This is a genomic window from Mesorhizobium sophorae (genome assembly GCF_002270415.1).
GTDB lineage: Bacteria > Pseudomonadota > Alphaproteobacteria > Rhizobiales > Rhizobiaceae > Mesorhizobium > Mesorhizobium sophorae.
Genome location: NZ_NNRI01000017.1, coordinates 63,682 through 79,334, shown reverse-complemented (window position 1 = coordinate 79,334; position 15,653 = coordinate 63,682). Strand labels below are relative to the sequence as shown.

Genomic DNA, 15,653 nt, shown 5'->3' with positions numbered 1-15,653 from the left:
TCAGAGTTCACAAATTCGTGTCCTTTCAGGTGCGCCAGTTTTTCAAAGACTTGCTATGCCACCTTGTTCTAGTCGGATAACCCAAACTCATCGTATGCTAACAAGCGCTATTTGCCATATGGATGTTGAAACCCTTCTATTTTACTCGTATGGTTGCTGACTTCTCCGTAATATTTCGTGCTCCACCGTACATTTCTCGATTTTGAAGAGGATTGATCCCATGGCACTTGGTGATGGTATCCGCAGAAATGTAGCTACAGTCTCCGCTCAGGAAAGAACGCTCCTACGCGATGCGTTCGTGGCCATTGACGCCGCGCCATACGTTTTTTCAGACGGGGTAAGTTTCTGGGACAAGCAAGAGCAGGTACACAAGGATGCTCATCTTGCGGGTCAGGACGTGCATGTCGGACCAGCATTCCTGCCATGGCATCGTGTTATCTGCGACAAATTGGAGGCGCTGCTCAGACAATTCGACGCAAGGCTGTCCCTCCACTATTGGGATTGGACAACGGATCCCCGAGCCTCTCCCGACGGCCAAGGCGGGACGGTCAATTTGATGGACCCAAACTTCATGGGCGATGACGGCAGTGCAGGAATCAACCGCGTAGCGGCCGATGGCGGCGGCGACATAGGCCCGCCGTTTCAGAATTTTGAGTCATCTGAAGATGACGAAATCGGCAATGGCCACACCCACGCCTGGCGCAACGTGGTCGCTGGTCCTCCCGTATTCGGGCCGACCTCCATGCAGTCGGACCATTCGATCATCACTGCTGGTGATGCACTTCCGACGGTGAGCCAATACCATGCCATGGATACGAAGCTGAAGATCGCGCACGCGTATGCGCACAGTGACTACATTCAGGGCTCCATCGGACATCCTCATTTTTCGTTCCACGATCCATTCGTTTTCCTGCTGCATTCGAATGTCGATAGGCTATGGGCGACTTGGCAACGCGCACCAGGGCGCAGCTGGAGGGTCGACCCCAACCAGACCTATGGGATAGATGGCTCCGCACCATCCATTTTGGCAGATCTCGAACCTTGGGCCGGCGGAACCCACCTCGTGCCTTGGGCCCCTCCTGAAAATCAACAGACCTCGATCACCTCAAAGTCCGCTTCGGTCGTTGCGCCACCCATTTATGACACTGACACCATAGGTCTGGTGGCGACCACGTCCGACAAGTGGAGCCAAGTTGCGCAGATTCTTTTCGGTATCACAAATGATGGTTCCGGAGTGGTTTTGGGACCCAGTGGTCCGCAGCCTGTCGGTCCGTGGGGACCCTTGGTCGCCAATGCTTCGCATTTGGCCCCGGCACATCAGGATGCATTGCTGGGAATTGCCATCAATGAACTCGCCTCGATGGCTAACACGACAGAGCTCCGCGAACAGGGGCTTCGTGCCGGAACGCGGATGCTGACAGGTGCTGTCAAGCAATTGCAGAAGCTCCATGGCTGAGTGCATCGGTGCAAACGGCCCCAGCGGTGTGCTCAAGCAGCCGGCCCACTCGGCATGGGGGGGCGCCAGCATTACGGCACCCTTTCCGGCTAGTTAGTTCTGGAACCGGACCGTCTGCTTTTGATGCGGTTGTCTAATCGCCGATGGGACGTCAAGCATGTAATTGCGTCGAGACGACGCTGCCGGGTGCATGGTTGTCTTCGCGGTCGACATCAGTCGCCGCATGATGGAGCTCCGCGGACGAGCCTTCAATGTGGACGACGCACTTTGCTGAGACAGCGGTGCAACCGCATCAGCGGAATGGCTCGGCTCACGTCCCGGCAGGGACGTCTCAGGCGCTCAGATCCTGAACGCTATTCGCAAGATTTCATGCTGTGGCGCCTGCATTTCGATCAAAGAACTCACCGGTTTTGAGCATCGAATGCATTATCACCGCCAGTTTGCGCGCCACAGCCACGGCAGCTCGTTTGAAGCCAATCCTCTCCCGGAGCTTGAGGCCCCACGTGCGCAGGCTGCTGTCGATCGAGCTGCGTGTCAGGATGACCGCCGCGGCCTCGTAGAGGAGCCCCCGCAAATGTCGATCGCCGCGCCGGGATATATGGCCGTCAAAATCGACTTCTCCCGATTGGTAGCGGCGAGTTGTCAGGCCTATCCATGCGGCTACAGAGCGGGACTTCTTGAAGTTGTTTGGATCTTCAACGGCGGTGACGAAAGAGGTCGCGGTGATCGCGCCGATGCCGGGGATCGACATGAGGATGCGGCAGGCTTGGCTTTGACGAGCACCCGCAACCAGTTGGCGCCCGAGCTCGGCGGCGCGAATGCGAATGCTGCGCCAAGCCTCCAACATCGGTAGCACGATAGGAGCAAGCTCGTTCTGATCGATAAGAAGGCTCCGGACATTCTTTTCGAATGTAGTTCCCTTACCTGCGGGAACGACCAGGCCGAACGTTTTCATGATCCCTCGGATCTGGTTGGAAAGCTCGACGGTGATCCGGACCAGCCGGGTGCGTGCTGCCACGAGCGTGCGGGTCAACATACTGTCGAAGCCTTTCACGCGCACCTCGCGAAAGAACCCTGCTTCAGCAAGACGCGCCAAACCATCGGCATCATTCGCATCCGTCTTGTTCGCCGCCATATCGAGAGCGGCTTTGGCATGGCGCGCATCGATGCAGATGGCTGGCAATCCCTCGGCGCGCAGCGCATGATAGAACCACACCGACAGCGGGCCGGTTTCGAACACGACGCGCTTTGCGGCCGGTGCCCGCTTGCGGACAAGCTCAGCAATGATGTTGGGATCAGATGCGCACTTCCCGCGCCAAATCCGTTCGCCTTCACGGCGGATCGATACTGCCGTCTCTTTCATCGACACGTCGAGACCAATATATTCTGTCATGGCTGTTCTCCGTTGATGCTGGGCCCGGCGTCAGGTCGTGAGCCCGAATTTCATCTTATCGGGGAACAGCCACCCTCCAAGGCTATGATCGGTTCTAGGGCGCGTCGCTCCCGCGATTACCCAATGTGGACGGCTCTCCTCCCTTCCTGCGGTATGATCGCGAGATTAGAGCTGGAGGAGCGCTATGATGAAGATCGCTACATTGATCCGCATGGCTGTAATGTGCCGAAATTCTCGCTGCCCCACTGTCGTTCGGAACAGTCGCACTTCAAAGCGTGATCCAGATCTGCTATCTATAGGCTATTGATGGAGGAATGTATGAGCAAAGAGGATGATGGACGCTCGGCGGCAGGCGTACGTATACTGAGTGAGGACGACCTTGATGAGATCCTTACCAAAGAACTTGGACCCAGGGCGGCAGATATTATTCTGATTCCAATCGATGGGTCTTCACCCGCCAAACTCCCTTTCAGCTGGTCTGACGCAAAGTCGTACTATACGCAATTTTGTCGAAGCGGAAACGACTGCGATGACGGTCAATTTGATTCAGACTGTACACACTTTATGTGTCACGGTTTGTATAAATCGAGCGTCACTGTGAATATACCGGCGGCGACATGCGCTTCGGGGCTGTGTGTTCGAGTTGCAGAGCTTGCAGCGGCGTTCAAGAACTCGGTAAAGAAATATAGCAACGTAAGGCGGATTTCTGCGCTTGCGGATACACGCGAGGGCGACTACTGCTTTGTGGTCAGTTGGTTTGGTTTAAGCAAAGATCATGCTATGGCGCTTGCTGGCAGTATCACTGCAGACGGCGGTAACATATATGGCCACACTGCTAATCGTTGTGGCGAATATGTTAAACTAACCGGTCAGGATATTGTTGTATATAGGATAGAGTGACGCAAGGTCCCTGCAATATAAACGCAGTTCATGTCATTACCCTGGAGAATGCTTTCAAACGTCGGACGGGGATACTTAGGGTGAACGGCCATCCACGATCGTTGGCTGACATTGCTCGACAAAGGTGATCCACCCCAAAGGGGCGCCTCGGCCGCATCATTCAACCCGCTCAAGCCGGAAGTACGAGGGTGTTCAGAAAATCCGCCTCATGCGCTGGATTTGCAAGGTTGTAGTCTAGATTGACACCGTCCTGGGAGTAATCGAGGATTCTTTGACAGGCCAATACCGGTACGCTGGACGGCATATGGCGCGAGGTGAAACTGGAGCGCCAAGGCCAGATCGGGAAGCGCGCCGGACTGTTCATGAAAACAATCCAGGCTCCGTCGCAGACAGCGCCACCGGAAATTGCAGTACCCAAGGATTGCCATGTGCGGTCGGCCGAGTGATGACCGTAGACACAAGGGCGAAAAGTGACCGAAATGTCTCTGGGAAAAACTCCCATGTCGATCTCGTCGCTGAAATCGATCATTGTTTGACGCCCGGCGTCAATGAGTCCCTTGCTCCAGCCTTCATAGTACGAAGGGGACATTGGACCATATCGCTCCACGTCCAGAAACACTCGAATGCCATCCGCCATGCGGGCCAGGTGATTGGCTCCGAAGGCGGCCAGCACGGCAGCTCCGTTCCGCTGCCCGTCCACGTAGCCTAGTCGCTCGCTACGACCAACATTATTTGTCTGGCGGGCAATTGGCAGGACGCGGATGCCCCGCTGGCTGAAGAAAGTATTCTCGACGGTCGGTTGATATTGAATCGGAGAAGTATTGCCTGGCCCCTTGAAAAACCGACCCCAAAAGGTGGGCGATTTGCCCAGCATTTTCGTCCCAATGCGGAGCGCCGGCGGCGACGCGATGTCAGCTTGATCGATCCCTACAACGAAACTTGACTTTTCAGCTATGGTTCCCCGGTAAGATAAAGCGGCCCTATCGAACCCATCAGTGTCTGATTTTGGCAGTCTTCTCTTGCCGTTACTCTTCGTAACTTTCGCCATTATTCTTACCTCCCGCTCCTTTGCTGGTGAGAGTAGAGCGAGGTTTTGCCTTGAACGCAAGGTCGGCCAAGCGTTGGCAGCTGTGTAATAGTCACAACGGCCGAGCGGTTCGCCGGCGCCTGATTCACCCTTGAAGGCGTCAACTGTCCGACCAGACAGGCGACCTAATTTAGCATCGCTGCAATCATTCCCCAAAAGAACTATCGGGGGATCGCACGATGATTGCGGCTCATGTCATCAGTTGAAGCCGTCAAGCGAAATGCGGCCCTGAACGTGGCCGAGATGGTTAAGCGCTTAGGTCCTGATCATGGGGCGATGCACTGGGATCTGATTAAGGTCGTCTTCTGCCACGAGTGCCGCGCCGCCGGACGCGACGATCGGAATTTGCAATTCACGAACCATGCAGCAACGCCGGACCGGCGCAAGTGCTGGCCGCCTTGCCTCTGAAGGTGGCCCGGTCGGGCGGGCGCTAGGAGGCGGGGTGGGGGGCCGAGAGGGCTGTCTCCAGCCAGGAGGGTGAGGTCCGCTCACCCTCGAAGGTCCGCGCCCACAGATTGAGGCCGCTGCCCCCCCCCTCGATCAGTTGCATCGCTATTCTCAGTCGCCCTCCCGCGCGCCTGATGCTGCCCTCCAGCATATACCGAACGCCCAACTCCCAGAACTAGAAGGAGGCGACATGATCAAAACATTTCGTGTCCTGATCTACCCAGTACAACGTAACGCCTCGCACTCACTCGCGCAAATAGGGGATGGTGAGACATGCGCCTATTCAACCACCGTCGACGCACCATTTGGGAGATCGATTTCTCCGCACCAGGGGATGCGGGGCCAGCATCTGACCGAAATTGTCACCGCTACCCTGGCAGTTGAAAATATACCATAGATTTCCGAAAATCAGTTACCACTACTTTCTCACAATGAATTCAAGACATTTTACTTGACACCGATCGCGTCGAGGCGGATGTTTGATAGTGAAAAAACGCCACAAAGGTGGGGTTGTCGCATTTTTGCGCAACCGGTGTGGGACTGATTCTTAAATATACGATAGTGTCGTAGCAATCGCGATGTTGCACGCCATTTGTACTGGGAAGGGCTGCATGAGCTACGTGGCACCGGACACTGACGCGTACATGGGGGAAGTGGTTGGGGATGGGCAATGCGTGGCATACGTCAAGGCCGCTGCCAGTTGCCCGGCTACGTCGCAGTGGGCAGAAGGTTCCAAAGTAAGAGATTCGGGAATAGCTACCGGAACCGCGATAGCAACCTTTCAAGACGGGAAATATAACAACTACACTGATGGACGGTCCCATGCGGCTATTTTCATCAGTCAGGATGGCGACGGCCTGGTTGTACATGATCAATGGCTCGGACAGGCGGTGCATGAAAGAACGATAAGGTTTAAGGGCGGCAGCGGCAAACCCGTCAACGACGGGGATGCCTTCTCGGTCATTGAGAACGCCGCTGCGCTGCGCGCCATTGCCAAATTCAGAAGAAGGCAAGCTGGCACGAAGCAGAATGTGAAGAAACGTTCTACCCGGTAAACACCTTAAGTCGATAATCGCTGTCTAGGCAAAATTCCACCAGAGGGGCGTTGAATGGCCTCCAAGCATGGGGTGCGAGGCGACGACGGTTCGGAACCGCGGCCAGTGGGCTGGCGCGCAATCCTGAGCCCGAAGATATCTCGGCGCGGATTTCTGTTGGCAAGTGCAACGTTGCCGTTGGCCCCGGAAGTGACCCTCGCCGACAGCAATGACAAGTCCGACACGACCATCGAGTTTGATCTCTCGTCAGATGGGTCAAGACTCAACATTCGCGAATTTCCCGTAGACCGGGATAAGCGTGAAAATCGGTCACTAAATTGGAACTGGGAGACAAAGGCTGAGTCGTACGGCCCTGCCGCCTGGTTCGACATAGTCGTGGACGCGCGGGATGACGAGAAGAGATCGCTGTGGGTACGAGACGCCAGTCTGGGCGGCGCGTCGCCCATGGCGTTTGAATTCCAGTTCAGGCATATCTCACCGGACACCCCGGGCGGTTACTGGGCGTTTCGACTGAAGGCCCCACTGGGCGGCGCAGCTGGCGGCCCTTGGATCAGCGATCAGGTACCGTTTCGAAACTTTGCCATAATCGACGCAGGCAGCGTTCCGCTGCGAGGCTTCATCGACCAGGACCGTGCCGGCAAATGGCTGACACAGATGTTCGACGAGAGGGTGTCGGTTGCGAAAAAGACCAACGACCCCCCGCTGCTGGAATTTGATGCGAGTGGCGTCTGGCACCTTTCGCGACCGGCGAGTCCAGCGGTCAACGCCTTCTCCGGTCGTGTGACGGCGAAGCATCTCTGTATCGGATGGTTCTTCCAGGATCAGAAGGAACCATTCTTTCTAGGCACGACAAATTGCGCCGGCGCTGTCGTGGACAAGGGATCGGTTGCAATCCCGGCCAGTTTTGTCCTCGGGCAAGCCAAGAAGCTCCGTATCCGAATTGTCGGTGATCCTTCGGATGGCCATGCCGAATTGGAGGTTCGACGCATTCGCTCGCCGCTCGTCCGTGATAGCGGCGCCCTGACGACCTACGCAAAGCTGACTTTCGGCAAGTCGCGCTTGACGGTCTTGGACGGCAATTCGGTGACCGCGGAATCGTTGCTCACCGAGGCGCTGTTCGTAACCGAATGGCGGATGCCCGGCACAGACAGGCGATTGCGCAACGCGCTTTGGGGACAGGTGGCTCATGCCACCCAGGAGGCTGACCAGGCCAATGGGCTGGAAAGCCTCCTGACACAGGCTGGTCGATTGAAGGTCAACGGTCTCACACCCGCAAGGACGTCGGAAGCCGAGGCTGCAGTACTCGACACCGCTTCCGTGGCCGCCGCCGTGGACCCGTCGGCGCTAGCGGCGATTGGCGATCGAAGTGGTGTTCTCGACGCGTCGATCTGGGCAGTGTTTGATCAAGCGAAGACGGGCGGCGATTTCGCCGCTCGACGTATCGCCATTGATCTTGAACTGCACGCCAGCGACCTGGCACTGCCCGACGCGAGCTACAGTACACTTCGGTTCGATGTTGCAGACCCCACGGGCTATGGGGACTTGCGCCTGGTGTATGAAGACGGCCAGGCCATCCCCGAACTGTTCGCGGGGGAATACCCGCGCCGCCGCCCGTCGAGCTTTGTCTGGCTCGGCGCCGTCGACCAGGGGCAGCAGATCGCATCGTTCGATCTGACCCGTGCCACGCTTGCAGTCTGCCGCGACCGGGACCTGATTGATCTGCGATTCCGCTTTCTCGACCTCGCCGTAGCAGTGACAAAGGGCGAGAAGCCAGTCATCTACCCTGCCCATAAAGATTGCCGCGTCATCGAAACGGAGCCCGGACGCTTCAGTGACAATCGGCCGGTGCTGGTCGCCGAATTCAACCCGCAGCACGTGTTCGAGGAGGCAGTATTCGGGCAGATGACGCCTCTGCCGGACGTGGTTGCCACACCTCCTGACCCGGATCTCGATCGAAGCGCCATTTTCCAGAAACTCGCTGAATACGCCGGCGACGTCAAGGCGCTGGCAGAATATAGAAAGGTCATCCAGAAGAAAAAAATCGACATTGCTCCTACAGATGCCTTTTCGAAATTCTGTTACAGCTATGCATCTGATCCGTATGTAAAAAAACTTCCTGCTGATCAGCAGGTCTATATTGGACCTTTCGCCCTCGATCCTGATGCCATGGCGCTTGCCCGGCGTGTCGCATTGAAGTTGGCGAATGAGACGGTTAGCGAGTCCATAGATGCCGTATTTAAGAGAGTAAGCAGTGTCGCTGAGAATTCTCGCAGCTCCAAGCCGGATTATTGGTTGCCGATAAGCGACGCTGAAATTACGCCTCCTCTTTCGGCCAAAGAATACCTGGAAAACGCGCTTCGCAACGAGAACGTTCTCGAGCAGAGCGAACCGATCTATGGGGTCTTCCGGGATTTCTACCGCGATCAAATGCTGAGGGCCTACAATTACGCGACGTCCCGGACCGGCCCGGTTCCGCCATTCCCATCGGCTCTTTGGCCAATATCGATGGACAAGGGCGAGGTCGAATTTCTTTCGAAATACAACCGGCCTGTTGCCGCAGATGACGATGACGGTTCGTTGCGCGGGAAACGTCAGACGGCGCTGCGTAAGCTTTATGTCGACAACATTGCCGGCGCCGATCCCAATGAATTCAAGGAGTTGACCGAGGGGCGTCTCGCCGGGCCGACCCGTCTTGCGTTTCGCATCAACTGCATGCCAACCGCGGGCGCAAACGCTGAGGACGCAGGGCTTCCACATTTCTCGGGCGCGGCACCGTCGGCGCCGGGCGGCGGCGGATTCGACTATCCGCCGCTGGAGTACTCATTTGAGGCGCTGACCAACTGGTCGCGCCATGAGCCAGCGGTGACCTTGCGGGCGCGCAAACTGTTCACTGCCGCGCCAGATGGCATTGTACCGCCCATCGGCGAACGAGCAGCCAACCTTGATGATGGTGACGTGCTCACCTTCCAGGGCCTTTCACGGCACCCTGTGACGGCCGAGCAGCGACTTGGCGAAATCCGGGCAGCGCTGGCGAACAAGCCCACGATGTTCGAGACAGCGATCGAGATCCCGGCACGGCTCATCCTGTCGACCGCCCAGGACGCCATCTGGCTCAACCGCTACGAACCGCCGTGGCAGGTGGTACAGGGGAAATACGACGCTACTGGCCCCGACCCCCAACCGCCGCGGCCGGACAATCTCATCATGAAGCCGGCTGATGCAGTTGCCCGCGCGCGGGCTTCGCTATGGACCGCAAGGCTCGACATCGACGCGATCGAGCCGAATCTCAGGGTCGTGGATTCTCCTGATCTCAGGCCCAACGCACTCACCTGGCTCAAGCCGGTCGGCGATCCCCGGCAAATCGGACAGGGCGAGCCACCGCACGGGTCGCTCGCTCCATGGTTCCTCGGCCCCGAGCAAATGGATGAAACGACCCTGACGGCGGGGAACGTCAACCAAAGTCTGCCTGAGGCTTCGAGAATACGCTCGGGTAACCCGCCGCAGGATGTGACGGAGGCTGATCTATGCGCACCGAAGGGTCCCTGGCGCGATCGCATCTGGAACGTCCTGCGCCGCCTTTGTGACCGCAGCGACGCCCGCAACGCGCTCAACGGCTCGCAATATTTCCTCAACGCGCTTGACGCCTACGACAGGCACGAGCTTGTGCTTCTGTCTTCGGCCTATGGCCTGCCGGTCATCGGCAAGCGCGGGATAAGCGACACCGGCCAGCCCGGGGCGTTGGTCCCCGACTCCGGGCAGATCGAGCCTGGCGATGAATTTGCCGTGCTCGACGCAGACGGCGCGCAGGCCATCCAGCGACCACAGCCGCTGCGCGCGCAGCAGCTTGAGTTGAGCGCGCTGGGTGCCTTCTTTGTTCATGACACGCATTTTTCGCCCTCTGCCGGTGCCGACAACCTTTGGGGTGGCAAGGTATTCAACGGCTTCTCGATTGAGCGCTGGCGTTCCGAAATCGTCGTCGGCCGCGATATCGTGGGCGAGGTGGTCTATAAGGGCTATCTCTTCCCGCTCGGCCATCGCGCATCGCTGGTGAAACTGACCGAGCGCCTTTTCCTCAGGAATGAGACGCTGGGCGTCAAGGCGGTGCTGTTTCAGCGCATATTCTTGCGCATCGGCAGGAAGACGCAGCTCTATCCTTGTGTGGGGCAGCCCTTCGACGGCCGGCTGTGGTGCGCCAGCGATGTGACGATCCGCACGTTGCAGACGCCCGACTTGCGGGATCCTTACGACAAAGGTCCCGCCGGCAGCCCAACGCCGGAGAATCTGTCGGGCGGACGGATCGACATAGGCCCGAATCCGGGATTGGCATTCTGGCCCCGTGTCAACGAAACCGACGAGGGCCTCGTCAAGTTCGACCTGACGATCGACGGGGCGACGACGTCGATGCCGCTGGTCTTTGTTGACAACATCGCTGCCACCAACGCTGCTTCGCTTGGTGCATTGGCATCTGTCTATCTGAGTACCTCACAATGGCTGCCGCGTCGCACGGTGGCACTCGGCGACCAACATATCAGATTTGCCTCCGAGACCAAGTCAGGCGATTGCTCGTTCAAGACAATGAAGCTGGTCCTGAGCGTAACCGGACAAGTTGCAAATCTGACCAGTGCCTGGGTCGGCGATCTCACAAAGTTCCAGACAAACTCAATTCTCGAGGGCGCCGAGCAGCCGTCCTTCTATCCGGCACTTGAAACGGCGACGATCCGCCTCACGCAGAAAGAGCGCCTTGCGGGTGGTCACCCCGCCTATGTCGACACGCAATATGACGGCCGCTATGCACGCTTCGGCTTCGCCCGCCCGGCCACCGAACCCACGACCAATCCACTTGAGATATATCTGAACCTCCGCATCGCCGAGATAATGGCGATGGGTGACAATGGCGAGCGCGCTGCCGCCGTTGGACGTCCCGCGGGACTGATCGTTGCCATGGGACGCAAGAACGGCCCTGTCAGCGCGAGTGGCAACATCCAGTATGAAACCGCTGCTCCCGTCAGCGAGGACAGCCACAACGGTGGCGGTGTGATGGTCGTGAATGCTGACGCGCTTGCGCTGATCCCCGATCCTGAAAAGGCCGCGACGCCGCCAACGAACTTTGGACAACTGGTTTCGCTTGCTGATTTCTTCGATCCGAAAGCCCATTATATTGGACAGGCGGCCGCCAGCTTGCCGGCCATCCGCAACCCGGCTGGCGTTCCGGCCCAGAAGGCTCGGGCGGCACGTGTTGTTGACGACCGTTTCGCAGACATCCGCAACGTCCTGAAAGTCTTCTTCAGCGAGGACGCCAAGCTGCTGGGAATAATCAGCTTCCGCAAGCTGCTGGACTTCCTCGGATTCGATATTCCAACCCTGTCTGATGCCACGCCGACCTTGCGCGAGACGCTTCAGTTCGGCGCTGACGTCCTGTCCGACCAAGACGCCGACAAGCTCACGCAATTCACGCATTCGCAGATCCTGGCCCCCTTGCGGGCTGTTGTGAGCACATTTCAGGACCAATGGCTGCGCGCCGATGATTTGATAAAGGGGCAGGCAGGCGGGAACATTTTCAATCTGGCGGAGGTTTTCCGCCACGCCGTCACCACCCTGGCCAGCGGTAAAGCCGGCGGGAATATGTTGAGCCTGGCGAAGGTCTTTCCGGAAATCAGCAACGGCCTGGCAGACCTCGACACCAAACTCGCTCGGGCAGAGAAGGATGACGACCCCGTCACTCTCGCTCTTGATCTCACCGAGGTCTACGAGAGCGCCAAGTCCTTTGCGTCCGCGCTGGACCGCATCGCCTCTAATCCCGTGGCGCGGCTGAAACAGGCTGCGATAGCGGTCCTGCAACGCCAACTGACCGCCTTGGCCGATGCACAAGGCCCATTGACGCAGGCGCTCCAGGGCCTTGAGACGGTTGTCGACACAGAACTCAGCGCCGGCGCCGCGAACCTGAAGGCGTGGATCAAAGCCTCTATTCCTGACACCGGCAAGGACGACGTTGAGGATGGCTCTACCTACTCCATGCCTGCGCCCCAGCTGGTCGACCTTGCCGAGGCTTTCGAGGCGGGTACCGGCACGCTGATACAGCCAATTCAGGACAAGCTCGTTGGTGCAATTCGCCTGGACATTCGCGATTTCGCCAGCGCTGCCGTCGGTGCTTACCTCAAAAATGATAGTATTACGTTGGGATCATTTATTGCCGACGTAAAGCAAGATATCGATAAAACTATCGAGACGGCCATCAAAGATGCGAGCAGTAATATCGATGCGCAAATTAAAGGTACAAAGCCGGCTCTTGCAGCCTATTTGAACGAATATCTGGCATACTTCATAGATCGGGAATTGAAGTCATTTCAGGATCTTCCGATACTTCTCACCAATATTTACGCTGCCTACGAGATGTTTTCCGATGCGGTGCGCCTGCTTTCGCAGTTTCGGGACCACGTCAAGCGTGGCGGCATTGGCGACGCAGTCGACGACATCTGTCAACTCGCCGACCAGATGTTTGGCTTTGGCGATGCAGGGATCGCCAACACAACGATTGCCGAGGCGCGCGGCAAGCTGAACGATGTCTTCAAAGCCGCGCAGGCGCAATTTGACATGGCTGCGTCTGCCCTGCTCCCAAGTGATACCACCGCCTTTGCTGCCGAGAAGGCGGCTTGTTGGAACTACGCAATTGCTGGAAAGCCGCTGGGTGTGCTCCCCATGCCGAACCCGCCGGCAGTCAGCGGTGTCATGCAGCCTGTCGACCAGATGCTGGCGTCAATGCAGGCTCTGGTCGATAAGATCAAAGGCGTGGAGCAGGCGCTCGACACCAAGGTTGCCGGCAGCGGACTGCCGCTGCGAACAGCTATCGACAATGCCGCACCTTCAGCCGGCTACACCCAGTTCATTGACAACTTTGCTGTTTTTCTACTTGGAGGCGGCAGCCCCAGTCCTTTGGGACTGACTGGCGAAATCGCGGCCATGTATTGCGATTTCGTTCGCGACCTGGCGCTTTTGCAGAAGAGTCGAGACTTGGTGGCGGCAACCACCTTTGCGACGGCAAACAAGGCGCTCGCAGATGCCCTGCTGCAGTACCAGCGGGATGCTTCCGCATTGGTAAGTAACGCCATCGGGCATATTGCCTCGATCGGATCGATGGTCAGCAGCTTCATCAAAGCAAATAGCGACATTGTCAACAACGTCGGCATCTATGTCGCGATAGGAGCGGTGACGTCAATTGTCGACGGGATGGGTGGCAATGTCGACAGTGGCGCAAAGCAGGTTTTTGATAAACTTCGCGCAGACATTGAAGCGATCGAGAAGTCTCTGGCGACCTGGGGGGCCGGTGCGATAAACAGCATCGTCACCATACTCAATTCTTCATCAGTATTCTCGAAAACTCTTTACGATGCCGCCAACACATTGCAGTCCGATATCGTGGCGCCGCTTCATGGCATCGGGCTTGATCTCGATCCGCAGCAGACCCATGCCAATGCGGCCCTGGCAGCATTAAAGGCGGCGATTGAGAAATCCGGCGGGTTCAAGCCAATCCCAACCCCTCTGCCTACCAGCCTTGCGGGACTGCTGGCCGCTCCCATCTCCAGCGTCCCGCCCGTCACAGTTCAGACGCTGCTGGATGATCCCAAAGGTCAACTTGGCGACCTTTTGACCAATCTTTGCAATACCGGAGCCATGCTCGTCGCCGAATGGCGTGCGCTGCAGGCGCGAGCCAGCGGATGGCCAGTATTTCTGCAACAGGCGGCTCTGAAGCTGGGGCCGATGCAAGCAACGCTCCAGGCGATGTTCAAAAGCTATGGAACCTTGCACACAATTCGCAACAGTGCAGCAGAGACCATCAATATTCCGCTGCTGTCACTGAGGGCTCGGCGTTCGGTCTTTGTGCAACCGGTGTACGGGCTCTTAACGCCTGTGGATGTGATCAACGCTCCCGACGACAACGCCACGCTTGCTGTTCTTGAGGCGAATGACCGTCTGGCAGAGGAAGTGCGGCTGCTGTCCGACATCGTCAGCTATCCATCGTCGCCACCCAGCCCCGATACGATCCTTGCCAATTTTGCGCGCTTCGCGAACAGCTGGCGGGCCGCCGACATTACTCAGCGGGCGGCGCCCTTGCAGATTGCCACGCAGATCGGTGACCTCGCGGTTGAAGTCCTCAAGGGCGAAGTGCTGTCGTTGATCGATGTCTCTGCGCTTCGTGATGCCCTTCTCGACGCCATTGCGCGGCTTATCCCAACCAAGGCGCTCTTTTCCTATGAATTTGACAGCTACGTCTCTGAGGAACCTCACGCATCGGACATCTTCCAGGCGGCCGTGGGTACACGTTTTGCACTTAGGACCGCCATCGAGGTGGACCTGCTGAATGGCGGCTCTCCCCAGATTTCAACGAACGGTTCGCTCGGACCCTTCGCCGTCAAGCTGGTGGGCGACTATCTGGACGCAATGACGCTGCACTTCGGTGGACTGGCATTCACGAGCCAAGGTGGGTCAGCGCCGCGCTTTGACGTGATGTACGATGCCTATAACCTGGGATCGGATCTCGCCTTCTTTGCGTTGCTAGGCCCTGTCCTCAGTCCCGACTCCGGCTCGCCCGTTCAGATCTCGCCCTTGCAACGCACGCGTGGGCTGGACGTTGGCTATGACGTCAATCTCGGCTCGATCAGCATCGGTCCGGTTTCAATTTTCAACATCAACTTCGCTGTCTCCGCCGAACTGCCTTTCACGGACCAACAAGCGCTGTTCAAGGCCTCCCTGGGCACACGGCTGACGCCGTTGACAATCAGCTTCCTGCCCTATGCCGGTTCTGGCTATTTCTCTATCTACGCTGGCCCGGGCGGAATAGTGGGCTTCGAGGCCTCATTCCTGTTCGGTGCCGGTGGATCACTGGACTTTGGCCCGCTCCACGCGCAGGTACAGATTCAGGTTGGTGCTTTCATCCGTGTGATGAAAGTGGATGGCATCAACCAGACCGAGATCGGCGGCAGTTTTCTTGCAGCCGGACAAGCCAGTATCTGGATATTCCACTTCTCGGCGACGCTTTACATTGGACTGTCGCAAAACATCACCACTCGCCAGATGCACGGTGAAGCGATCTTCACGTTTTCATTCTCATGCGGCCTCATCGACTACAACTACAGTGTGACGGGGCAACACGATCAGCAGCAGTTTGGTGGCAGCCAGCATTCTGTGGCCCGGCAGCTCGGCCCGATGGCCGCGCCGATGAAATCCCCCCCAGCCGACGTGGTCTCGACCGCCGTGTGCCTCTCAGAGGACTGGGGCGCGTTCGCTTCCTATTTTGACTTCAGTCTCGTCTAGGACCCA

At 57.8% G+C, this 15,653-nt stretch carries 6 protein-coding genes; 4 read left to right on the top strand and 2 right to left on the bottom strand.

Annotated features, from left to right (window positions below):
* Window positions 1–220: 220 nt before the first annotated feature.
* Complete coding sequence (locus tag CGZ66_RS24865) at window positions 221–1,456, top strand: tyrosinase family protein (protein ID WP_095089005.1); 1,236 nt, start codon at window positions 221–223, stop codon at window positions 1,454–1,456.
* 367 nt (window positions 1,457–1,823) lie between these two features.
* Here CGZ66_RS24865 and CGZ66_RS24860 read toward each other — a convergent pair whose 3' ends face one another.
* Complete coding sequence (locus tag CGZ66_RS24860; protein ID WP_095089003.1) at window positions 1,824–2,849, bottom strand: IS110 family RNA-guided transposase; 1,026 nt, start codon at window positions 2,847–2,849, stop codon at window positions 1,824–1,826.
* A 318-nt stretch (window positions 2,850–3,167) separates the two neighbouring features.
* On the opposite strand from CGZ66_RS24860, the gene CGZ66_RS39330 reads away from it, so the two are divergent.
* Window positions 3,168–3,749, top strand: a complete 582-nt coding sequence (locus CGZ66_RS39330; protein ID WP_143748846.1) for a hypothetical protein — start codon at window positions 3,168–3,170, stop codon at window positions 3,747–3,749.
* Between the two features lie 169 nt (window positions 3,750–3,918).
* On the opposite strand, the gene CGZ66_RS24855 is transcribed toward CGZ66_RS39330, so the two are convergent.
* Entirely contained in the window at window positions 3,919–4,797 is an 879-nt protein-coding gene (locus CGZ66_RS24855; RefSeq protein WP_095089001.1) for a hypothetical protein, read from the bottom strand.
* Window positions 4,798–5,894: 1,097 nt separating this feature from the next.
* Here CGZ66_RS24855 and CGZ66_RS24845 point away from each other — a divergent pair.
* Together CGZ66_RS24845 and CGZ66_RS24840 are read left to right on the top strand one after the other, a co-directional pair.
* Complete coding sequence (locus tag CGZ66_RS24845; RefSeq protein ID WP_143748845.1) at window positions 5,895–6,338, top strand: BPSL0067 family protein; 444 nt, start codon at window positions 5,895–5,897, stop codon at window positions 6,336–6,338.
* A gap of 54 nt (window positions 6,339–6,392) precedes the next feature.
* Window positions 6,393–15,647, top strand: a complete 9,255-nt coding sequence (locus CGZ66_RS24840; protein ID WP_143748844.1) for a hypothetical protein — start codon at window positions 6,393–6,395, stop codon at window positions 15,645–15,647.
* Window positions 15,648–15,653: the final 6 nt, after the last annotated feature.